Genomic DNA, 21,818 nt, shown 5'->3' with positions numbered 1-21,818 from the left:
GATGGACGAGGCCGTGGTCGACGACATCGTGGCCGTGCTGCCGCCACTGCTGCAGACGCTGGAGGCGCTGGCCTTCGTCGCGCGCAATCTCGACCCGCCCGAGTTCGGCAACGTGATGCAGATCGCGGGCGAACCTGACGCGGCGCTGCAGGCGGTGCGGTCGCGGCTTGCCGCATGGCCGGACAAATTCGCGCACATCAAGACGGCACTCGAAGCATCGATCGACGCGGCGCTGGCCGGCTATGCCGGCCTGCGCGAGGTCGAGGGCGGCCAGGGCGATCTGGTCGGCGTGTTCCGCGCACTGCGCTATTTGCCGCGGGCGCAGGAGGCGCTCTATCCGCTCACCGAGCTGCCGCCGGTCAGCGGATTCTTCCTCGCACCGGAGTTACGCGAGGACGCCGCTTTGCAGGCCAGGCTCGCGGCCACGCCCAAGGCGGACACCGGCATCTTCCACGAGCGCAACGAGCCCGGCAGCCGCGGCGGCTTCTCGATGTACGTACCGGAATATTACACGCCTGAAAGCAGCTGGCCGCTGGTGATGGCGCTGCATGGCGGCAGCGGCAATGGCCGCGGCTTCCTGTGGAGCTGGCTGCGCGACGCCCGCAGCCGCGGCGCCATCCTGGTCGCGCCGACCGCGACGGGGCAGACCTGGGCGCTGATGGGCGACGACACCGACACGCCGAACCTCAACCGCATCCTCGACCAGATCCACGCCCGCTGGCGGATCGACGAGACGCGCATGCTGCTCACCGGCATGAGCGACGGCGGCACCTTCAGCTATGTCAGCGGGCTCGACGGCGCCTCCCGCTTCACGCATCTTGCGCCGGTTTCGGCAACCTTCCATCCGCTGATGGCCGAGGTCGCCGATGCGGAGCGGCTGCGCGGCCTGCCTGTCTTCATCACGCATGGCCGGCTCGACTGGATGTTCCCGGTGCAGACCGCGCGGCAGACGCAGGGACTACTGTCGGCCGCGGGCGCCAATGTCACCTATCGCGAGATCGAGGATCTCAGCCACTGCTACCCGCGCGAGATCAATGCGGAGATCTTGCGATGGCTGAGTGGGGCACCTGTTGGCGGCACTTGAGACCCCCGCAACCTCCCGCCACCCCAGAGATGCGAACGGCGTCACACTCTCCGCTGTCGTCCCGGCGAAGGCCGGGACCCATACGCCGCGGCGGACGTTGTGGGCGCGACTCGTGATCGCTCCGGTGCGCAACAATGGCGATCGGTGGTGATGGGTCCCGGCCTTCGCCGGGACGACAATGCAGCATATGGCGCCCTTCGTTCCTCATGATGACGATGATGGATCGAGCGCGCGGGCGCTATCCTGGATTCGATGCAGGCTGCCTTACCTGTTATCGCGCGGCTTCAGCAGGTCCGAGAAGCCGACCCGGTGCAGCATCTCGTTGCGGACGCGGTCGATCACCGCGAATGCGACTTCGGCGCCGTCCTGGGTCGGATCGATATGGACGCGGAACGGCCGCTTGCCGAACGGCGTGTCGACGACCTTGACGATCGCGTCCGCGACCGCGGAGGCGTCGGCATCCTCAGGCACGATCGCCGCAAACGCCTTCATGATCTGCTCGCCGAAGCCGGCATACGGCCCCGCCTCATACTCGGCGACCCGCGCCTGGTCGGCCGGACGGCCGGAATGCGCAAAATGGTTGGTGCCGCCGGTGAAGGCGCCGGGCACGATGATCGAGGTCTCGATGCCCCAGCGCGACAGCTCGCGGGCATAGATCACCGCAAGCGCATCCATGCCGGCCTTGGCCGCGAAATACGGCGCGAGATAGGGCGGCGTGCCGCCGGCCGAGCTGGAGCTCGACACCCAGACCACGAGCCCCCTGCCCTGCTTGCGCAACTGCGGCAGCGCCGCGCGGTTGACGCGCTGGGTCGAAAGCACGTTGACGTCATAGAGCTCGGCGAGCTGCTCGGGCGTGAACGCTTCCGCCGGGCCGAACACCATGTGGCCGGCATTGTGCATGACGACATCGAGGCGGCCCTCCTCGCTGACGATCTCTGCAATCGCCGCATCGACCGAGGCCTGTGAGCCGACATTGAGCTCGAGCGCGCGCAGGTCGACATGGTTGTCGCGGGCGAATTCCTCGATATCGGCGACCGCCGCGGCGTTGCGGCTCGTGGTGTGGCGCATCGAGGCGTAGACGGTGTGGCCGGCCTTGGCGAGCGCGTTGGCGGTGAGGCGGCCGAAGCCGCTGGAGGCGCCGGTGATGACGATGACCTGTTTCATGACAACATATCCTTGCGGTGTTGGGTTGAACGAGAGTTGGGATGAATGTGCGAAAGCGTCAGACCAGCCCGCCATTGGCGCGCAGCGACTGGCCGTTGATCCAGGAGCCGTCGGGACCGGCGAGGAACGACACGGCGGAGGCGATGTCGTCGGGCGTGCCGAGCCGCTCCAGCGGCACCATCTTGGCGAAGCGCTCGATCAATTCGTCCGACTTGCCATGCAAGAACAGGTCGGTCGCAGTCGGGCCGGGTGCGATGGCATTCACGGTGATGCCGCGACCGCGCAATTCCTTCGACAGGATCGCGGTCAGGGATTCGATCGCGGCCTTGGTCGCGACATAGATGCCGTAGGTCTCGAGCTTGGTGCCGACCACGCTGGTCGAGAAGTTGACGATGCGTCCGCCGTTGCGCAGCCGCCGCGCCGCCTCGCGCATGGTGTTGAAACTGCCCTTCAGATTGACCGCGACCTGCTGGTCGAAGCTGGCATCGTCGCTGTCGGCAATCCTGCCGAGCTTCATGATGCCGGCATTGTTGATCAGCACGTCGACGCCGCCGAAGGCTGCTTCCGCCGCGTCGAACAGGCCGCGCACCGCGTTGGCGTCGCTGACATCGGCCTTCGCCGTCAGCGCCCGGCCTCCGGCAGCCTCGATCCGGTCGGCGACGGCCTGGGCCGGCCTGGCGTCGCCGGCGTAGTTGATGACGACGGTGAAGCCGTCCTTGGCGAGCCGTTCGGCCACCGCCGCGCCGATTCCGCGCGAGGCGCCCGTCACCAGAGCTACCTTGTTGGATTGGTTGGTCATTTTCGTCTCCCATCGGGTTGTGCGGCCGAGCCGCGTTCGATGGAGAGACCCTAGTCCTTGGCATCCTCCGGATAATCATGCATCTTCTGACATCACTATTCGTAAATTCCGGACAATAGATGGATCGGTTCGATGCGATGCGCGTGTTCACCCGGGTGGTGGAGCGACGCAGCTTTTCGGATGCCGCCGACGATCTCGGCCTGCCGCGCTCGACCGTGACCGATGCGGTAAAGGGCCTCGAGGCGCGTCTCGGCGTGCGGTTGCTCGAGCGCACCACGCGCACGGTGCGCCCGACGCTCGACGGCGAAGCGCATTACCGGCGCTGCGTGTCGCTGATCGCGGATCTCGAAGATGCCGAGGGCGCGTTCGGCGGCGCCAGGCCGAAAGGGCTTTTGCGGCTCGAAGTGCAGGGCACGCTGGCGCGGCATTTCCTGCTGCCGAACCTGCCGGGCTTCCTCGCCGAATATCCTGACATCGAGATCAACATGAGCGAGAGCGACCGCTGGATCGACCTGATCCGCGAGGGCGTCGATTGCGTGCTGCGCTTCGGCCAACTGACCGACAGCGACATGATCGCGCGGCAAGTGGTGATGCTGGATCGGCTGACCTGCGCCGCGCCGAACTATTTCGCGCGCTACGGGACGCCGACCGATCCGCTCAAGCTCGACGGCCACTGCATGATCGGCATTCGCTCGCTGACAACGGGACGGCTGCGTCCGATGGAGTTTTTGATCGACGGCGTGCTGAAGGAATTTCCGCTGCCCGCCCCGATGTCGATCACCGGGCCGGAAAGCTATCTGGCGACGGCCAAGCTCGGTCTCGGCCTGGTGCAGGTGCCGCGCTTTCACGCCGAGGCCGATTTGGCGCAGGGAACACTGGTCGAGGTGCTGCAGCACTGCCGGCCGCCATCCGTGCCGGTGCACTTGCTCTACCCCCGCAACCGCCAGCTCTCGCCGCGCGTCCGCGTCTTCATCGACTATGTGATGCGGGCGTTTGGGCAGGGGTGATTGATCGCCGGAACCAGCACCGCGTCAACGACGTTATCCGGCCAACACCGGAGGATATGCGATGCGAGTGTTTCTCGGAATGATTCTTGGCGCGCTGCTCTTGGTTTGCGGCGTCTACGTTCATGATTCCATGCAGTCGACGGACAGGCAGGTTGCGGAAGAGAATCGCAATATCGTCAATTGGGATGTCGCAGCCCATGACTGGAATGCGCTGAAGACGCGCGCTCATCAGGAGTGGACAAAGGTCGCCGCAAAGTGAGGCTATCGCGCCCGTCACATCCCGAGCGCTGATGTCGCCAATGCGGCGGCGAAGCCGGCACCGAGAGCGGCCCATTCCCGGTCGGTGACGGCCATCGTCGCTACGGCAACGATGATGCCCACAAGAGCCGTCAGCCCGCTCGACAGGCAGCCGCCGACGATGAAGGCGACGAAGAGATTGCCGGGCGCGAGGCGCAGGAAACGGGCCGTGATGCCGTCGTCGCGCAGCGAGGCGGCAACGACATATCCGCCGGCGCGCATGGCGTAGCACGTCACGCCCAGGATGAAGATGACGCCGAACACCGTGAGATCGTCATTCATCGGTCCGCCCCATCATGCTCACCAGCGTGCCGCATCCGCCGCCGATCAACATCGACCAGCTCGGCCCGACCAGGCGCGCGACCAGGAGGGCCGTGAGGGCAGAGACCAGCCATGGCCAGACGGTTTTGGTCTTCTTCCACTGGCTCGGCAGCAGGGTCGCGATGAACATCGTCGGCAGCAGCGCGCCGGCGAGGCTGAGCGGGCCGCTTGCCGCAAGCGGCGCGGCATAGGCCAGCGCGGTGCCGCCGCTCCATCCGACCGCCATCGGAATGCTCGCTCCCAAGAGATAGCCGGCGTCCGGCCCGTTGCGCTCGGCATCCGAGCTCGTCATCAGCCACGACGCATCGGCCAGCAGAAACAGCGTCGGCAGCATCTTCCGGGCCGGCAGGCTGCCGAACAGCTGGCGCAAATGCGCGCCCATCAGTAGATATCGCGAATTGGTGGCGATGCAGGCGACCACCATAGCGAACACCGGCAACGGATTGGCCCACAGGCTCAGCGTGATCGCTTGCGCGGTGGCCGAGTAGACCAACAGGCTGAACAGGACCGCTTGCGGCGCGCCAAGCCCGAGCCCCTTGTAAGTCAGTCCCATCACGAGGCCGGCGGCGCCGTTGCTGAGGAGGAAGGGCAGCGCCGCGACCAGGCCGCGCCGGAATCCGGCGGCCGTCATGGTAGGAGCGCGAGACGAAGCCTGAACACTTGTAATGGTCATGAGCATTAGATTAGACTTTGTGAGAGGCCGTCATGTCAAGGGACCCCGCGCGGGCAGCGACGCAATTCTTCGGCGGACGCGTCTGCCTTGATTTTGCCAACACGCTCGACTGGCGCACCTCGGACGAGCCGCAGGAGCTGATCCCGGACTATGCGTCCTGGCTCGCATGGAGCGAGCGCCGCGGGACGCTGCCGCAGGCCGCGATCAGGAAGCTGAAGCCGCGCGCGGCAAGCCGCGAAGCCGAGGCCACGCTGCAGCAGGCTTACGCGCTCCGTCGCGACATCTGGTCGGTGTCGGATGCGCTGCGCGGCGGCGGCCATGCCGAGCTTCGTCTCGTCAATCAGATGCTGTCGGCTGCTCCCCGGCAGCCCGAGCTGATGCGGCAGGACCGCGGCTACCGCCATGCACTGGCGGGGACCGACATCAACGAGCCGCTATGGCCGGTGCTGTGGTCGTTGACGGCGCTGCTGGCGTCCGACGATTCGCGGCGCATCGGCTGCTGCGAGGCCGAAGGCTGCGGCTGGTTCTTTGTCGACGAAAGCCCGAACCGCACCCGCCGCTGGTGCTCGAGCGAGGTCTGCGGCAACCGCGAACGCGCGCGGCGCGCCTATGCGAAGCGCAAGGGCTCGACCTGAGCCCTAATTCTTCTCGATCTTGCGGCCCATATTGGCCTTGCGGGCGTCGGCGATCACCTGCTCGAACTGGTCCATGCTGAGCACGCCGGGCACGCGGTATTTGCCGACGATGAAGGAAGGCGTGCCGTTGAAGCCGAACGCTTCCGCCTGATCGTTGTTGCGCGCGAGCACAGCATCGATCGCCTGCGCGTTGGCGTCGAGATCCTTCTTCAGGCGGTCCATGTCGAGGCCGGCGCCCGACAGCAACTCTGCGATGCGCGGCTCGGTGATGCGCGAATTGACGCCCATCATCGCGTCATGCGCTTCATGGAATTTGTTCTGATATTTGGCCGCCTGTGCCATCCGGGCCGCGACCTTCGACACCGGCCCGAGGATCGGCCAGTCCTTCTGCACCAGGCGGACCTTGCCGTCGTCCTGGATCACCTGGCGCAGTTCCGGCTCGAGCTTGCGGCAATAGGGGCAGTTGTAGTCGAACCACTCGACGATGGTGATATCGCCCTTGGGATTGCCGACCACCGGAATGTCGGGATCGCGCAGCACCAGCGCCTCGGTCAGGACCTTTTCTTCCTCCTCGGCGCGCGCCCCTCGCGCGGCCAGCAGCGCGATGCCGGCGCCCAGCAGGCCGAGCGCGCCGCGGCGGGTGGGAGCGAAATCGCCCCTCGATGGTTTCAACTGGTTCATATCCGGCTTTCGCGCTTGTCCCTCGCCTGCTCTACGCTCAGGACACGTTGATGTTACGCATCAGCATATAGATCGCCACGACGATAATGACAGTCGCAAAGACGATATTCAGGGCGCCGCGCCGTTCCGACAAATGCCGGGCGCTGCGTGTGCCCAACAGTCCTCCGGCGATGCCGCCGGCGACGAATAGCCCCGCCAGGCCCCAGGACACCAGCCCGGACCACGCATAGCTCAGCGCCGTGGTCATGCCGAAGGCGGTGACCGCGACCAGCGAGGAACTGACCGCGTTCATGATCGGCATCCCGGTCGCCAGCATCAGCGCCGGCACGATCAAAAAGCCGCCGCCGATGCCGAAGAAGCCGGACATGGTGCCGGTGGCGAGCCCGAGGCCGATGATCGCCGGCATGTTGGCCATCGAGATCTTGACATCGGTAAGCCCGACCCGCGCCCGGGTCTTCAGCATCAGGGCGGCGATCACCAGCATCACCAGCGAGAACAGCGCCAGCAGCTTTTGGCCCTCCAGCATCTTGCCGAGGATCGAGCCGCCGAACGCGCCGCAGATGCCCGACAGCGCGAACACCAGCGCGCAGGACCAGATCACGGTGCCGCCGCGGGCATGGTTGGAAAGGTTGATCGCGGCATTGGCCGCGACCGCGATCGCCGAGGTGCCGATCGCGACATGCGGTTCGGGCACACCGACCACATAGACCATCAGCGGCACGGCCAGGATCGACCCGCCGCCGCCGACCAGGCCCAGCGAAAATCCGACCAGCATGCCCGATGCCAGTCCAAGCACACTCTGCGTTGCGGAGAAGATCAAGGGGAACAGACTCGCGTTTGAGGCCGCGACCCTAGAAGAATTTGCTGCCGGATGCCATGCTCACAGCACAAAACTGCACTGCAACTGGACGTCAACGCACCAAAAATGTCACGGCGAGCGGCACCAGCAGCGCGGTGACCAGCGCATTCAGGCCCATCGCGATGCCGGCGAAGACACCGGCGATCTCGTCGACCTGGAAGGCGCGGGCGGTGCCGATGCCGTGCGCGGCGATGCCGGCGGCAAAGCCGCGGGCGCGGAAATCGGTGATGCCGAACCGGTTCATCAGCGGCGTGACGATGATGGCGCCCATGATGCCGGTCAGGATCACCGACACCGCGGTCAACGACGGATCGGCGTGCAGGGATTCGCTGATCCCCATCGCGACACCGGCGGTAACCGACTTCGGCGCCAGCGACAGCACCACGTCGCGCGGCAGGCCGAAGGCCTCGGCCAGCAGCACCACCGAGACGATCGCGGCGAGTGAGCCGATCACCAGCGCGATCAGCATCGGCAGGATCGCCGCCGCAACCATCTTGCGGTTCTCGTAGAGCGGTACCGCGAGCGCAACCGTTGCCGGTCCGAGCAGGAAATGCACGAACTGTGCCCCGGCAAAATAGGTGGTGTAGGAGGTTTTGGTCGCGAGCAGGAACATGCCGATGATCCACACCGAATGCAGCACCGGATTGGCGAGCGGATGGCGTTCGGTCTTGAGCGACACCGCGTCGGCGACCGCATAGGTCGACAGCGTCACCGTCAGCCAGAGCAGCGGCGACTGCGAGAGATAGACCCAGAGCGAGAACGGATTGTCGCTCACGGCGTCTCGTCCCGGCGCGCGAGCACGCGGCTCACCACCGCGAAGGTCGCGACCGTCACCAATAGCGTGATGACGACCGAGATCGCGAGCACCGCGACGATGGCGATGCCGTGCGCGGCGATCAGATCGAGCTTCTGCACCACGCCGACGCCGGCGGGGATGAACAGCAGCGAGAGATTGGCCAGCATGCCGCGGCTGGCGCTCTCGACGCCGTCATTGCCGAGCGGCCCGCGTGCCAGCAGCGGAAAGCGGTCGCGCGCCAGCAACAGGACGAGCAGCAGGACCAACCCGACCACCGGGCCGGGCACCGGCACGGCAAGCGCGCGCACGATGACCTCGCCGACGAGCTGGCAGAGCAGGATCAGGCTGAGGCTGGCGATCATGATGAGGCGGGCGCGTGGGGCATGCGCCTATCAGGTCGGCGCGCGTGAGGCTTGTCAATGCTCGTCGCTATCGGCGCGCCGCCGCCAGCCCCGTCATCCTGAGGTGCGAGCGGAGCGAGCCTCGAAGGATCGACGGCCACCAGCCGGGCCGATTCATCCTTCGAGGGCCGCTGAAGGAGCGGCCACCTCAGGATGACGGGGATAGAGTTGCGCGTACCCCTCTTCTACTCCCGCCGCTGCAGCGCCATCAGCGTGCCGGTCATGGTGGCGACCAGCGTCTCCGCGCCGTCCTGCACAGCAAAGGCCTGGGCGTCGCAGACGGTCAGCGTGCGGCCGGGCTTGACCACGACGGCGCGGAACACGAAACGCTCGCCCTTGGCCGGCGCCAGCAGATTGGTCTTGAACTCCACGGTGAGGATGTCGGTGCGTTCAGGCATCAGCGTGAAGGCGGCCATGCCGCAGGCGTTATCGAGGCCCGCGGTGATGACGCCGGCATGGACGAAGCCGTGCTGCTGGCAGAACTCGGCCGCATAGGGCATCGCGAGATCGGCCTCGCCCGGCTCCATCCGCGCGACCGAGACGCCGAACGTCTGCATCGCGCGCTGGCGCTCGAACATTGCGTTCGCAGCGGCGCGGTAATCGGGATTCTTCGGCTCGAAACGGGGCATGGCGGTCACACGGTTGCGGGTTCGGCAGGCACGAGGTGCGGCATCGCCGCGTAGCGGATCGCCGGCGCGAACGGCGTCGATTTGCGCGCGGCGCGGTCGATATGCACGGCCGTGATCTCGCAGGTCGCGGCGAGGTCGCCGGTCTCCGCATTGCGCATCTCATGCAGGACGCGGATCGACTTGTCGCGAAATTCGGCAAGGCTGCTCCTGACCTCGACGAGGTCACCGGCCAACAGCTCGCGCTTGTAGGAGATGTTCTGCTGCACGGCGGCCATGCCGCGGCCGGACTCGCGCAGATAGCTTGGCGTCAGCCCGAGGCGCGCGAACATGTTCCAACTCGCCTCGTCGAACTTGCCGACATACCACATCACGTTCATGTGGCCGATGTGGTCGCAATGCCAGGGGTAGACCGTGCCGCGATAGGTCGCCTCCTCCATCGTGCCGCTCCTGTTTCTCGTCTGATTTTCATTTGCGATACGGTAGCGTATCACCAGGCAAGCAGGCTAGCAATACGGTACCGTATCGAGGGTGCATGAAAGACTGGATGACCGAGAGCAAGGGTGACGTCTGGGTCGCGGCCGGCTTTGCCGAGCTCGCGCATTCCGGCATCGACGGCGTGCGGGTCGAGGTGCTGGCGAAGAATCTCGGCGTCACCAAGGGCGGCTTCTACCGCCGCTTCCGCGATCGCGCCGCGCTGCTGGAGGCGATGCTGACGCGCTGGCGCGACGGCCGCATTGCCGCGATCGAGAAGCAGACGGCGCTCGACGGCGCGACCGCGCGCGAGCGGCTACGGGCGATCATCACGCTGTACACCGAACGCATGAATGCCGAGGCGATGGCGATCGAGCTTGCGATCCGGCAGTGGGCGCGCGGCGATGAGGCGGCGGCGGGCGCCGTCGCCGGCGTCGACGCCGCGCGGCTGAAAAATGTCGGCCAGCTCTACCGCGCCACCGGGCTGTCGGCCGAGCAAGCGGATGCGCAGGCGTTCCTGTTCTACGGCTTCCTGTTCGGCCAGAGCCTGCTGTTTCCCGACCGCGGCCCGCGCAAGCGCGCGCAACTGCTGTCGCAGTCGGCGGACAAGCTGATCGCGGAGAGCCAATAGAAAAGCGGCCGGCTCAGCGCCGGCCGCTCGGGAAATTCACGTCGAGGGGCTCAGGCGCCCTTCAGGTGCTTGTTGCATTCGCTCCAGTAACCGCCGCCCTTCTGGATCCACTTCAGGCCGCCATTGCCGCCGGTGGCCTTGTTGGCCTTGTACTGGTCGTCGCAGGTATGCATGCGCTGCTTGCCGGCGGATTCCTGGGCGTATTTGGGATCGACCGCGTTCGGGAATACGGCGTTGCCGGTGGCGGCCGGCGCCATCGGAGCCGGTGCCGGCGCCTGCTTGGCCTCCTTCGGCGCAGCCGGGGCGGGTGCGGCGGCAGCGGGCGGCGGCGCAGCGGGTGCAGCGGCCGGGGTGGCGTCGGCGCCGCATTGCGCCTTGCGGAAATCATTCCACTTCTGGCCGTTCAGGGTGCCGGCCGACTTGGCGGCCTGATACTTGGCGCTGCACTCCTGTGAGGTCAGGGCCTGCGCCGGCGCGCTCAGCGCAATGGCTGCAAAGCCCGACAGCGCAACTGCGCAGAACAATCTGGTCTGGATCGTCATCCTTGGTCTCCCTTGGGGGAAATGGCGTAAGATCATTATCCTAGCGCAACCCGCACTTGCGACAACGCGCGGGCGTGCTGTCCTGTCAAAATATTGTGGCGGGTGGAGTGCCGCATGTTCATCCACGGTTCAGCATCGCCGCGCAACGGTTCCGCTCCCTTCCCTACGAGGTGCACCATGACGAAGATTTCCTCACTTGCGACCGCAACCGCCGTTGCCTCCTTCCTGCTGATGGGCGGAGCCTTCGCGCAAACCACGGCGCCCGCCGCCAAGGACGCCGCCCCGGCGGCCGCGACCAAGGCGCCGGCGGACAAGAAGCCGCACAGCGCCGAGTCGATCGAGTGCTCGAAGGAAGCCGACGCCAAGGGCCTGCACGGCAAGGAGCGCAAGAAATTCCGCTCCGAATGCAAGAAGGGAAAGATGAGCGGCGGCGCCGCCCCGGCTGCGAAGTAATACTCGGACACATTGACGTCCTTCGCCCTTCCCGCCGACCTCTAGCACCGTCATGGCCGGGCTTGTCCCGGCCATCCACGTCTTCCTCGACGCGAAAGCCAGGACGTGGATGCCCGGGTCAAGCCCGGGCATGACGAGGCGGGGATGCGAAACATTGTGCGCCGGCCGAGTGCCGGCGCGCATTGCTGCAATCGCGAGATGCAATTGTCCCGCGGGTGCGAATTTGCCATAAGGCGGCGTGACCCCGATCCGCGCTTCGATGGCACCGGCCATTCCCGACCGCAGCAAAGTCCTGAACGGGCTCGAGACATCAGTCATCGGCGCCGCCGGCGGCCTGCTGTTTCTGTGGGCGGAGTTGCCGGGCGGCCTGATCTCGGGTGCGATGGCCGCGGTCGCAATCGCAGCGCTCGCGGGCCGGCCGCTGGCGGTGCCGCCGGTGCTGACGCAATCGGTGCTGCTGCTGCTCGGCATCTCGCTGGGCTCGCTGATGTCGCAGCAATTGCTTCAGCATATGAGCTCCTATCCGATCACGATCGCCCTGCTGGCGCTCGCCACCTTCTGCTCGACCTTCGGCTCGAGCTACTATCTGCAGCGCGTCCACGGCTGGGACCAGACCTCGGCCTTCCTCGCCGGCAGCCCCGGCGCGCTATCGCAGATCACCATCCTGGCCGCCGAGAAGGGCGCCGACGTCGCGGCGATCGCGGTGGTGCAGACCATCCGCGTGATCATCCTGACCGCGGCCCTGCCGCTGGTGCTGGCGCTGACCGGCATGACGCATGCCGCACCGCTGCCGCAACTGACGACGGCCGCCACGCCGCTTGGCCTCGCCGCCTTGATCGGCGCGTCGATCGCCGCCTCGCTGTTGCTGCGCTGGGTGAAATTTCCGGCGAGCTGGATGTTCGGCGCGATGCTTGCCTCGAGCCTGCTGCACGGCGCGGGCTGGGTCGATGGCGGCCTGCCACCCTGGGTCCGTAACGTGGCGCTGGTCGGCATCGGCGCGCTGATCGGCACCCGATTCGCGCGGATGAAGACCTCGACCCTGCTCAGCCACATCAATGCCGGGCTCGGCTCGTTCGCGATCGCGATCCTGATCTCGGCCGCCTTCGTCGGGGTGATCGGCCTCACGACCAGCGTGCGGCTGGCCGACGTCGTGGTCGCCTTCGCGCCCGGCGCGATGGACGCCATGCTGGCGCTGGCGCTGACCCTGCACATCGACCCGATCTTCGTCGGCGCGCATCATCTCTCGCGCTTCGTCTTCGTCACGGTCTCGACGCCGGGCATCATCCATCTGTTCGGACGGCCGCAGGACGACGTCGACGATTGACGTCGACGATCAGGGGTCACGCCCTCGCGGTCTTCACCACGCCCCACGCCGCGATCGCGGCCATCACGAGCGAGATCAGCACGTTGTAGCCGGCGAGCGAGATGCCGAGGAAGCGAAACTGCACCTCGTCGCAGCGGACCACCTTGACCTTGTCGAGCTGATCCAAGAGCGAACCGGCCTTGCCGAAATCCACCATCGGACCGGTGCAATCGGTCGGCCCCGGCCAGAACCCCCATTCGACACCGGCGTGGTAGGTCCCGAGCCCGGCATTGGCGAGCGCGGCGAGGCCGAGCAGCGCAAGCCCCGCGAGCAGCACCGGGCGCGGCGCGCCGCGGGCGGCCGCCAACGCCACCACGGCGCCGAGCGGGACCGCGAGATAATAGGCATAGCGCTGCTCGAGGCAGAGCGGACAGGGCAGGATCTCCAGCACCAGCTGGAAGAACCAGGCGCCGGCGAGCGTCGCGGCTGCGATCACGGCAACCGCCGCTGACGCGGTCAGCGCGGGGCTGCCGGCCGTGTGGACATGCGACGGCTGGGCGGCGGCAACGGTCACGGTGATCCTCCTGCGCACATGATCGGAACGGCCATCGTCTTATTCCGAGCTCGAAGCGGGTCGTATCGCGCGAAAATACCGCTGTCGAGGCGCGGGACAATCACTTCCGCGCGGGTTGACCGTGACGGACCGGCCGCTATAGTCCGCCGCGCTTCGCAACCTCGGCCATTTTCGCTGGCCCGGGCCACGAAGGCCCCTGTGGCGGAACTGGTAGACGCGCTCGACTCAAAATCGAGTTCCGCAAGGAGTGCTGGTTCGATTCCGGCCAGGGGCACCAACTAGGCTGTTCAAGCCCGTTCCAAATCGTTCGCAACCGTCCGTACAGTGCTCGGAAGCCCTTGAAAAATAGGCTCTTGCGCGTACATCGGTGTTCGTCACCGTTTGTTCTCGTCCGATCTCAGCCGCCGGATTTGCTGGTATTTTTGCTGGTATCGGGAGAACAAACGTTCACGGTGACCTTCGCTTTTCCGAACGAAGGAATTGAGCAGATGGCCGGCAAGAACGACGGCGCGTGCGCCAACCCCAAGCAGATCAGGACCGACGTCGATTGCCGCGCCGCCCGACCGAAATTCGACAATGGCGCGTGGAGACCCGCCAAGATTTCCGACGTGACCGGCGGCTGGCTCTATCTATTCGTCACGCCGGACGTGAGCAGGCCTGGCAACGCTGCCTCCAAGCTCTGGCGGATGGACTACCGTTTGCACGGCCGGCAGAAAACCTACTCCATCGGCCCCTACGGCAACGGCAAGGATGGCACGTTCTCGCTCGCAGACGCGCGGCGCGAGCGCGACAAGGCCAAAGACCTGCTCAAGGAAGGCAAAGACCCGAGCATCGAGAAGCAGCTCGACAAGCACAGGCAGGCCGCCGCCCGGCCTTTCGGGCAATGGGCCGATGAGTGGCTGGCGAAGAAGAAGGTCGAGAAAGTCAAACGCGGCAGGATCGTCGCGGTGCGGGACCCCAAGACCATCGAGGTGCTCGAACTGCGCGTCGGCTACGTCAAGGCGCGCTTCGGTAAACTCAGCAGACAGGACATCAAGCGTCCGGACGTGCTCGCTTTCATGCGTTCATATGAAGCCGAGGGAAAGCTGGAAACCCGCGACCGCGTGCGCAGCATCGGGGAGCAAATCTGCGATTATGCCGATGTTGAAGGCGATGGCTACAATCCATTCCGTAACCTGAATGGGCAGATGATTGCCAACATTTCGACCCCGCGTCCCGGTGTCACCGAACCACGTGATGTGACGCGCGTCTTCAAGCTCATTAGCGCACCGTGGACGAGAGCGAGGTTTGGAGACGTTGTTGGCCTTGCCTTGCGCTTCGATGCACTGACCATTCCCCGCCCTGGCATGGTCAATGAAATGGAGTGGAGCGAGGTCGATTGGAATACACAACGCTGGACTGTTCCAGCCGCCAAGATGAAGACCGGTTGGGACCATGTCGTGCCCTTGTCAAGGCAGGCACTTGCAATCTTGCGCAGCGTTCAGAAGCTGACCGGCCATCGCCGCTACGCGTTTTCCTGCTCGAAGGATGCGCCGCTATCAAACAACACGCTCAACAAACGCTTGCGGCTGCTTGGCATTGACACGAAGACTGATCATTGTGCCCACGGATTCCGGACCACCTTTTCGACCTTGTCTCACCACGAAGAGATCAAGGACGCCAAGGCATGGGATGGCGATGTCGTCGAGTTGCAGCTTGCGCATCTAGATAACTCCACCGTGGAAGGTCTGTACAAAAGGCACGGACCGCTCGCGCTGATCGGCTCGCGTACGAAGCTGATGCAGCATTGGGCTGATCGGATCGACGACTGGCTCGATCCCAAGAAGGTGACGCCGATAAAGCGCGACACGCAAACCTGAATCACTGTCTTCAGGCTTGGTTGCGCCTCTCGGCGGAAGTGCAGCCTTGGGCTCACAAAGTGGAATGTTGAAAGGCCCGCGCTGCCGGACGCAAAAACGACCTCTGTTGCGGAAGATCGAGAGCGGGATGCCAATCGTACCGTAAGGCGCGCGGTGCCCTCATCAGAATTCAAATTGTAGGTCAAATCGCCGAGGCGCAACCACCGATACCGACATTCGGTTCAAGTTGCGATCTGACCGAGCCCCCCGCCTTTCGAACGCAGTGGCCATCCTCTAAGCTATTGATTTCACTGATAGCAATAGGCGTTTCCGTCACGCTTTGTTCACGGTCGTTTCACCAATTCGTTGCGACGTTCTTGAGACCGCGACCCGTTGGGGCGGGATGGCACCTGCAACCGGGCATTCCTATGGAGCACAAGATAAAACTGTCAACCTCGACAGGGAAAAAGAAACATTCTCTTAAAAATGGCGACCCAACGCATCAAAACATCCAATGGTCGCGTGATCATCACGTAAGAACTTCCCACCCAACCGCCATGTGAAAGGCGGAGTTGCCTCGCGTTGGGCGCGGACGTCTCAAGTGCCCACGAGCGATGCGCCGCTGGCAGGAACGTCCGGTCAGGCGGCTCGCATTTTGGTCAGAAATTGGTCTACCGCCGTACGCAGCATATCCGACTGATTCTCCAACCCGCGCGCGTTAGTGAGAACGTCGCGGGCTGCTGTACCGGTGGCGGCCGCTGCGGTGCTGACGCTGCCTATATGGCCTCTGATTTCGCTGGAACCCGCGGCAACGGACTGGATGTTGCGCGCAATTTCGCTTGTCGCAGCACTCTGCTCCTCGACCGCGGAGGAAATGCTCAGCGTGATGTCACTCATCCTGGCGATCGTTTGCGTAATTCCGTTAATGGCGAGAACTGCGTCGTTTGTAGTTGCCTGCATGGTCTCAATCTGCGCGGAGATCTCCTCCGTTGCCTTTGCCGTCTGATTGGCAAGCGCTTTAACCTCGGCTGCCACGACAGCAAATCCGCGTCCGGCGTCGCCGGCACGCGCCGCTTCGATCGTCGCGTTGAGGGCCAGGAGATTGGTCTGCGTGGCGATACTATGGATGAGCTGGACGACTTCGCCGATCTTTTCGGCTCCGCTTGCCAAGACCTGCACCGTAGCGTCTGTGCGCTCAGCGTCACCAACAGCTTGGCGCGCGACCTCAGTCGACTGCAACACCTGTTGCGATATCTCCCTTACCGACGCAGTTAATTCTTCGGCGGCGGCGGCTACCATTTCGACGTTCCCGGACGCTTTTTCTGACGCAGCGTCGACGGTGGATGCGCGCAGACTAGCATCGCTGGCGGTCGTGGTCATAATATCCGCTGTGCCCTGCATATCGGCGGCTGAAGCGGCGACCGCACGAACGATGCCATCGACGCTTTGCTCAAAATCATTCGCAATGCTCTCCAAGGTGGCACGGCGCTCGGCAGCCGTGCGTCGTTGAGCTTCGGCCTCGACCTGCTCCAGCCCCCGAATGCGAATCGCGTTGTCCTTGAACACTTGGACGGTCGCGGCCATTGCGCCGATCTCATCTTTCCGACCTACACCTGGAATGTCCTGTTCGAGTTCGCCGTCGGCGAGCCGCCTCATGCACGTGCCAAGTACTGCCAACGGTTTAGTGATGCTGCGGCCGAGGAACCAGGCGATGACACCCGAGACCAGTCCGATCACGATGATGGCACCCCCGAGCGACCACATGATCGGTTGCAGCTTGGCATCAAGATCATCCAGATACGCACCGGAACCGACGAACATGTCCCATCCGGGAATCCCTACCGCGTAGGACAGCTTCCTGATCGGCTCCTTTTCGCCGGGCCTCATAAACTCGTAACGCAGCACGACATCGCCGTTCGCCGCCACGCCGTCCCGCAGTTCGCGGATCAGCGCACGTCCGTTGGTCTTGCCGTCAAGACGATTGACCCCAATTGTCTTTGGATCCTGAGAGGCGACCGCGACACCTTCCATCGTATTTGCGAAAATATAGCCCGCGCCCTTGTCATACGTCATCGTCTGAGCACGGCGGGAGAATTCAGCAATTGCCGCCTCTTTGGTGAGTTGGCCTGCCTCGACTTGCTTCTGCAAGCCTAATGCAAAGTTCTTGGCGATCTCGACGATGGCGCGGGTCTGTTCGACACGCGAATTGATCATTTCCTTCTGCATCAAATAGCCCGCAAGCAATCCAGCTGAGAAGAGGCCCAGCATCGAGATCGCAACTAGAATGCTGATCTTGGGAGTGATCGGCAGGTTATTGAGTGATTTCAAGGAACGTCTCCAAGGCAACTGCCCGGCGGGCTCAGGCGCATAGATTATTGCTTGTATACAAGTGATCGGTTTAGGTTTTGTTACAGCCGCTACAAGTCGGCCAACACTTGCGCCATGTTGACCAGGATAGGATGACGGAGTGCCAACTCCTTTCCACTGCGCATGCATCGACGAGATGAGCAGGTCGACAACCCTCATCTCGCCGGTCAAGCCCTTCCACCAGCGTCAAACGCTCGACACCGACGCAGCCTTCATCGTGGCCTCCGTTTCCGTGTCGACCTTGAAGCCCTTCGCGGACAAATCCCGGCCGAGGGTCTCGGGCAGCAAAAGAGAGGCGAGAATGAAGACGGCCGCAGCGGGAAGGGCCACCGCAACCATGCCGTTGAGAAGGCTTCCGCCGAAATGGGCGGCCGCAAGTGGCACGATCACAGGGGCTATGCTGCCGAGCCCGCGACCTCCCATATAGAATGTAGACACCGCTGTCGCACGCAGGTTGACCGGATAGAGCTCCGAGATCCAGACGCCCGTCACACCCAGCGCGACGTTGCCAATGCCGAAGCCGATGTAGAGCCAGAACATCGGCCACTCAGTCTTCGATCCCACGTAGAGCTGGCTCCCCCACACAGCCATACCGACCAAAGACCCGACCCAGAACAGCGCGGGCACGAGGGCTCCGAAGCGGCGGCCAGCCCTGTCGTTGAAAAAGCCGTTCGCGAGGTAGCAAATGCCGCTGACCACCGAGAGCAGAACGGCTGTCGTGCGAACGACATCACCTGGCGTATGCATATCGCGCAGCAGCAGTGTTGGAATAAAGGAGACTACGCTGTAGTAGCAGAGCATGTAGCTCATCAGCCATACGAAGGCGATGACGGTCTGCCGTGCCAGCCCATTGCGGAAGAGATCCGCAAGGGGAAGTGTGCGGGCTTCTGCGGTGACCTGACCGGCCTTGCGTTGCGCCTCATACTCCAGCCAGATCTTGGATTCAGGCATAAAGAAACGAATGAAGATGATCAGCAGGATGGGCACACCGCCACTCAGTAGGCCGATGCGCCAGCTCCACTCGTCGCTGAACGTCGCAATCAGCCAGATGCCAACGATTGAAGCCGTGGATGACGCGATCACGGCACAGCCTTGGAGCGCGGCCGCGCCCAAACCTCGGCTGCTCTTTTTCCAAGCCTCGTTGAAGAGCACCATGCCTACGCCATACTCGCCGCCAAGACCGATGCCCGTGATCAACCGCAGCACGGCAAGCGACCAGTAATTCCATGCGAATGCGGAAACAATCGCGGCAACGGAAAACAATGCGATCGTGAGCTGAAGCGAGGTCTTTCGGCCAAGTCGGTCGCCGATGACGCCGAATAAAGCGCCGCCAATGGCCGATCCGAACAATGTGAGAGCCTGCAGTGAACCGATCTCGGCGAGCGATAGCGACATCGACCGTTGGATCGCGGGCAAAAGGAACGGAAAGATCAGAACGTCGTAGAAGTCGAGAATGTAGCCCAGCATCGCTGAGATCATAATCGAATACCGTTGCCTCGCCGTGTAATCTTCCGCAGTTCTGATAGTCGTAGACATGTGGTGCGCTTCCCGAAAAGAAACTGGACAAGTGATGGTCGTTACCGAGCGCTTTCCGCGTCATTGGGAGTCGCAAATGCGGCTCCGGGCACAGATTTTGATGAGCTAGGCCTAGCGGCCCAGCGCTCTCAATTCCGGATAAGCAAAATCGCCTTTGTCGAGGATGTGGATATCGTCGAGCCACAGGCTGCAGCCGCGAAGCGGGATGTCCAAATGACACGGCGTGTCATTCGTGCCGCCGAGCTCCGTGTTCGGACCCGTCGAGAACAGGACGTTCCCGTAGAACGAAAGCGCATTCATGATGTGCTCCGACGCGAGTTCCTGGGAGGCCGCGATGTGGTGCCAGGTGGCACGCTCGTTCGATCCCCAGCCGATATGAGAGATCGCCCAACCGCGCGGATCGCCGAAACTGTCGATATAGCTTTTTATGAGGACCGCGTCGGTCCCCTCGCCCTTGAGATCGACGATGTAACCGTCCTTTACGGTCAAGGTGACCGGCGACTGGATATAACGCTTAAACGCGCAGAGGATATCACCTGGCATCAGCACCACCGTGCCGTTAACCTCGCCGTCGGTCGCCTGAGTGAAGGCAAAGCCTGACGGGAAGTGATCCCAGCGCCCGGGCTCATCCGTGTATCCGTATTCGGAAATGACCGGGTATTGCTTCAGGCCATAAGTTACGTCCGTTCCGCCCGGCGACGTGATCCGCATTTTTCTGGCTGACTGGAGAAGGGTTCGAGAGAGCTCGGTTCGCCGACGCAGATCTTCAGTCGGGAACATCTTCTTGAGGATGTGGAATGGCTCCATCACGCGCAAGATGCGCGTGCCAGCTTCCTGAATTTCGGCTTGCTCACGAGAGAATAGCAACCCGAGGAGATCGATCACCATATCCACGCGCTTGAGCGTATCGATCGCCGGCTGGTTGCCCGTGAGCGCATGCCGGCCCTGCAAGCCCGCGACCTTGCCCTGGCCGTACTTCGGCACATTCAGATGAAAGGTTGTTGCGCCCAGGCTCCGCGCGGCCAGCATGAAAGCGTGAGCATATTCCTGCTGATCCTCGCCGCCACTCAGGACCGCAACGACCTCGTCCTTCTTCACCTTGCAGAGCGTCAGTTCGGCCTTGAAGAGTTCGAGCATTTCAACATCAACGATTTGTCGGGACATCTTAACTGACCTCCTGTTTGCCGAACGTAGACACGCGATCGTCGAACCGATCGAGCGGTCGCGCTAGAAGCTCTTCAACGATTGAAAGGAAACCCTCGGTATCGTCGACTTGCATTTGGTGACCCGCGCTTTCCAGCGTCCTGGTCGCGATCGACGGCAGCAATCTGCGAAATTCTTCTTCATCTTCGGGCCGAATGACCCCTCCGCGTCCTGCAACGATCAATGCAGTCGGAACGCTGAGATGGGCGAGGTCGCGGTGAATATCATCGTGATGAAACCCCTTGTGGCTCTCGATGAGCGCTCGCTCGTCGCAGGTGTGCATCCACTCGGCCCGGGTGCGGATGTGCTGCTCGGGCCACCGTGGAGCAGAGGGGCTCCGTAGCGCCGCGTCCGCTTCTCCGCGCTTCGCGCTTTGCAGCAATTTGAGAAGCGGTTCGACCGGAATCGGATAGGCGCGACGTCCAGGACCGGAAACTGGCGGGTCGACCAGTATCAATTGGTCCATGGACGACGGCCGCCAACGCGAGGCGCGGATCCCGATGCGGCCACCCATCGAGTGGCCCATCAGCGTATAAGGACCCATTCCGAGCGCTTCAGCGAACCCGATGAGGTCGGATGCGCATGCGTCGAGCGAGTAGTCGAGATGCGGGCCGCTTTCGGAAAGGCCGCGACCGCGGACATCGAGCACAAAAACGTCGTGTCCGGAGCACAGACGCTCTGCGATGAAGGCCCATTGCGCCGCAGTCGTCGAGATGCCGGGGACAATGATGATCGCCGGCCCGGCTCCGCCGAACCGCAGGTAATGCTGCCGAATGCCGTTGGCTCGCACATTGGCGCCGTAAAGCAATCCGGATGTCGCGGCACTGCTCACGTCTGCTGATCCTTGATGTGGTCATCCGACAGCGCGCGAAGCCGCTCAATGGCGGCCTCCGTCGGCATGACATCCGCGTATTTGCTCGCAATATCGAACAGGTTAACGGCATGCGACGTGGGCGAGCGGTCGTAGACCGCGTCGCTTGGCACAATTGATTTGAAGTTCAACGCGCACGCATCCACGACCGAGGCCCGCACGCAGCCGCTGGTCGTGCAGCCGGTCACCGCCAGCGAGTCGACGCCGGCACCGATCAGATACGTCGCAAGCGGAGTGCCGAAGAACGCGCTCGCCTGCGTCTTCGGCAGGACCAACTCGCCGGGCGCCGGAGCCACCTCGCGAACGAAGTCATAGCCCTCGGGCGGGATCCGCATGATACCCGGGATCTTCGCGGAGAACGCGCCCTGGTCCTGGCCTATCTTCGGCGCAACATGCGGGAAGATCACCGGCCACATTTTCTCGCGAAACAGCCACACCAATTCGGCGATTTGTGCGATAGCATGCCAACCGGCCTCGCCACAACTGGTGGGGTATTCCTTGATCGCTTGGCGGATCGGCATCGGCCGGCTGCCGACCGAACGATATTGCACGTCGATGACCAGCAATGCCGGTCGTGTGCCGAATCCCGCCGCGCCACCCAGCCCGGCAAGGGCATAGGTCTCGCGCTCGTCCAGCGGTATCACATCGTCCCAGGGTTGCTTACTGCCAGTCACTGTTGCGCT

At 63.8% G+C, this 21,818-nt stretch carries 25 protein-coding genes and 1 tRNA gene; 9 read left to right on the top strand and 17 right to left on the bottom strand.

Annotated elements, in window-relative coordinates:
- Position 1 precedes the first annotated feature (1 nt).
- A complete protein-coding gene (locus IC762_RS05090) occupies positions 2 to 1,084 on the top strand; it encodes a phospholipase (protein WP_195787535.1) in 1,083 nt (360 codons plus the stop codon).
- Positions 1,085 to 1,348: 264 nt separating this feature from the next.
- Here the strand turns inward: IC762_RS05090 and IC762_RS05085 are convergent, their stop codons facing one another.
- Positions 1,349 to 2,248: an SDR family oxidoreductase gene (locus tag IC762_RS05085; RefSeq protein WP_195787534.1), complete on the bottom strand. Its 900-nt coding sequence runs from the start codon at positions 2,246 to 2,248 to the stop codon at positions 1,349 to 1,351.
- Between the two features lie 58 nt (positions 2,249 to 2,306).
- Positions 2,307 to 3,047, bottom strand: a complete 741-nt coding sequence (locus IC762_RS05080) for an SDR family oxidoreductase (protein ID WP_195787533.1) — start codon at positions 3,045 to 3,047, stop codon at positions 2,307 to 2,309.
- Positions 3,048 to 3,166: 119 nt separating this feature from the next.
- Between IC762_RS05080 and IC762_RS05075 the strand changes: the two genes are divergently transcribed.
- Together IC762_RS05075 and IC762_RS05070 are read left to right on the top strand one after the other, a co-directional pair.
- A complete protein-coding gene (locus IC762_RS05075) occupies positions 3,167 to 4,054 on the top strand; it encodes a LysR family transcriptional regulator (RefSeq protein ID WP_195787532.1) in 888 nt (295 codons plus the stop codon).
- A 61-nt stretch (positions 4,055 to 4,115) separates the two neighbouring features.
- Entirely contained in the window at positions 4,116 to 4,313 is a 198-nt protein-coding gene (locus IC762_RS05070; RefSeq protein ID WP_195787531.1) for a hypothetical protein, read from the top strand.
- A gap of 14 nt (positions 4,314 to 4,327) precedes the next feature.
- Here IC762_RS05070 and IC762_RS05065 read toward each other — a convergent pair whose 3' ends face one another.
- The gene (locus IC762_RS05065) at positions 4,328 to 4,633 is read right to left on the bottom strand and encodes an AzlD domain-containing protein (protein ID WP_195787530.1); all 306 of its coding nucleotides are present in this window, start codon (positions 4,631 to 4,633) and stop codon (positions 4,328 to 4,330) included.
- Complete coding sequence (locus tag IC762_RS05060) at positions 4,626 to 5,303, bottom strand: AzlC family ABC transporter permease (RefSeq protein ID WP_195787529.1); 678 nt, start codon at positions 5,301 to 5,303, stop codon at positions 4,626 to 4,628. The genes IC762_RS05065 and IC762_RS05060 overlap by 8 nt, the downstream gene beginning before the upstream one ends.
- 74 nt (positions 5,304 to 5,377) lie before the next feature.
- On the opposite strand from IC762_RS05060, the gene IC762_RS05055 reads away from it, so the two are divergent.
- The gene (locus IC762_RS05055) at positions 5,378 to 5,980 is read left to right on the top strand and encodes a CGNR zinc finger domain-containing protein (protein WP_195787528.1); all 603 of its coding nucleotides are present in this window, start codon (positions 5,378 to 5,380) and stop codon (positions 5,978 to 5,980) included.
- A 3-nt stretch (positions 5,981 to 5,983) separates the two neighbouring features.
- Here the strand turns inward: IC762_RS05055 and IC762_RS05050 are convergent, their stop codons facing one another.
- From IC762_RS05050 to IC762_RS05025, 6 genes are all read right to left on the bottom strand, one after another.
- Complete coding sequence (locus IC762_RS05050; protein ID WP_195787527.1) at positions 5,984 to 6,661, bottom strand: DsbA family protein; 678 nt, start codon at positions 6,659 to 6,661, stop codon at positions 5,984 to 5,986.
- Positions 6,662 to 6,698: 37 nt separating this feature from the next.
- Positions 6,699 to 7,478 carry a sulfite exporter TauE/SafE family protein gene (locus tag IC762_RS05045; protein WP_195790002.1) on the bottom strand — a complete coding sequence of 260 codons (780 nt, stop codon included), beginning with the start codon at positions 7,476 to 7,478 and terminating at the stop codon, positions 6,699 to 6,701.
- 94 nt (positions 7,479 to 7,572) lie between these two features.
- Complete coding sequence (locus IC762_RS05040) at positions 7,573 to 8,295, bottom strand: LrgB family protein (protein ID WP_195787526.1); 723 nt, start codon at positions 8,293 to 8,295, stop codon at positions 7,573 to 7,575.
- Positions 8,292 to 8,678: a CidA/LrgA family protein gene (locus IC762_RS05035; RefSeq protein ID WP_195787525.1), complete on the bottom strand. Its 387-nt coding sequence runs from the start codon at positions 8,676 to 8,678 to the stop codon at positions 8,292 to 8,294. Before IC762_RS05035 ends, IC762_RS05040 begins: the two co-directional genes overlap by 4 nt.
- Positions 8,679 to 8,902: 224 nt before the next feature.
- Complete coding sequence (locus IC762_RS05030) at positions 8,903 to 9,346, bottom strand: PaaI family thioesterase (protein WP_195787524.1); 444 nt, start codon at positions 9,344 to 9,346, stop codon at positions 8,903 to 8,905.
- Between the two features lie 5 nt (positions 9,347 to 9,351).
- Complete coding sequence (locus IC762_RS05025) at positions 9,352 to 9,783, bottom strand: acyl-CoA thioesterase (RefSeq protein ID WP_195787523.1); 432 nt, start codon at positions 9,781 to 9,783, stop codon at positions 9,352 to 9,354.
- 107 nt (positions 9,784 to 9,890) lie between these two features.
- Here IC762_RS05025 and IC762_RS05020 point away from each other — a divergent pair, with 107 nt between their 5' ends.
- Complete coding sequence (locus IC762_RS05020) at positions 9,891 to 10,448, top strand: TetR/AcrR family transcriptional regulator (protein ID WP_195787522.1); 558 nt, start codon at positions 9,891 to 9,893, stop codon at positions 10,446 to 10,448.
- A 50-nt stretch (positions 10,449 to 10,498) separates the two neighbouring features.
- On the opposite strand, the gene IC762_RS05015 is transcribed toward IC762_RS05020, so the two are convergent.
- A complete protein-coding gene (locus IC762_RS05015) occupies positions 10,499 to 10,990 on the bottom strand; it encodes a hypothetical protein (protein WP_195787521.1) in 492 nt (163 codons plus the stop codon).
- A 177-nt stretch (positions 10,991 to 11,167) separates the two neighbouring features.
- Between IC762_RS05015 and IC762_RS05010 the strand changes: the two genes are divergently transcribed.
- Complete coding sequence (locus IC762_RS05010; RefSeq protein WP_195787520.1) at positions 11,168 to 11,443, top strand: PsiF family protein; 276 nt, start codon at positions 11,168 to 11,170, stop codon at positions 11,441 to 11,443.
- Between the two features lie 238 nt (positions 11,444 to 11,681).
- The gene (locus IC762_RS05005; protein ID WP_433995874.1) at positions 11,682 to 12,767 is read left to right on the top strand and encodes an AbrB family transcriptional regulator; all 1,086 of its coding nucleotides are present in this window, start codon (positions 11,682 to 11,684) and stop codon (positions 12,765 to 12,767) included.
- Between the two features lie 16 nt (positions 12,768 to 12,783).
- Here the strand turns inward: IC762_RS05005 and IC762_RS05000 are convergent, their stop codons facing one another.
- The gene (locus IC762_RS05000) at positions 12,784 to 13,320 is read right to left on the bottom strand and encodes a disulfide bond formation protein B (protein ID WP_195787519.1); all 537 of its coding nucleotides are present in this window, start codon (positions 13,318 to 13,320) and stop codon (positions 12,784 to 12,786) included.
- 192 nt (positions 13,321 to 13,512) lie between these two features.
- Between IC762_RS05000 and IC762_RS04995 the strand changes: the two genes are divergently transcribed.
- Positions 13,513 to 13,597 (top strand) — tRNA-Leu (locus IC762_RS04995).
- Positions 13,598 to 13,808: 211 nt separating this feature from the next.
- A complete protein-coding gene (locus IC762_RS04990) occupies positions 13,809 to 15,179 on the top strand; it encodes a tyrosine-type recombinase/integrase (protein ID WP_195787518.1) in 1,371 nt (456 codons plus the stop codon).
- Between the two features lie 618 nt (positions 15,180 to 15,797).
- On the opposite strand, the gene IC762_RS04985 is transcribed toward IC762_RS04990, so the two are convergent.
- The 5 genes from IC762_RS04985 to IC762_RS04965 all read right to left on the bottom strand — a co-directional run bounded on the left by IC762_RS04985 (position 15,798) and on the right by IC762_RS04965 (position 21,809).
- Positions 15,798 to 17,426, bottom strand: a complete 1,629-nt coding sequence (locus IC762_RS04985; RefSeq protein ID WP_195790000.1) for a methyl-accepting chemotaxis protein — start codon at positions 17,424 to 17,426, stop codon at positions 15,798 to 15,800.
- 285 nt (positions 17,427 to 17,711) lie between these two features.
- On the bottom strand, positions 17,712 to 18,992 hold the full coding sequence (locus IC762_RS04980) for an MFS transporter (protein WP_246801427.1): 1,281 nt from the start codon (positions 18,990 to 18,992) through the stop codon (positions 17,712 to 17,714).
- A 180-nt stretch (positions 18,993 to 19,172) separates the two neighbouring features.
- Positions 19,173 to 20,225, bottom strand: coding sequence for a leucyl aminopeptidase (locus IC762_RS04975; protein ID WP_195787516.1), 1,053 nt, complete (start codon positions 20,223 to 20,225; stop codon positions 19,173 to 19,175).
- Position 20,226: 1 nt separating this feature from the next.
- A complete protein-coding gene (locus IC762_RS04970; protein ID WP_195787515.1) occupies positions 20,227 to 21,096 on the bottom strand; it encodes an alpha/beta fold hydrolase in 870 nt (289 codons plus the stop codon).
- On the bottom strand, positions 21,093 to 21,809 hold the full coding sequence (locus IC762_RS04965) for an isochorismatase family protein (protein WP_195787514.1): 717 nt from the start codon (positions 21,807 to 21,809) through the stop codon (positions 21,093 to 21,095). The genes IC762_RS04970 and IC762_RS04965 overlap by 4 nt, the downstream gene beginning before the upstream one ends.
- Between the last annotated feature and the right edge of the window lie 9 nt (positions 21,810 to 21,818).

It is taken from the genome of Bradyrhizobium genosp. L, assembly GCF_015624485.1.
GTDB lineage: Bacteria > Pseudomonadota > Alphaproteobacteria > Rhizobiales > Xanthobacteraceae > Bradyrhizobium.
This window is presented reverse-complemented; position numbering and strand designations above follow the sequence as displayed.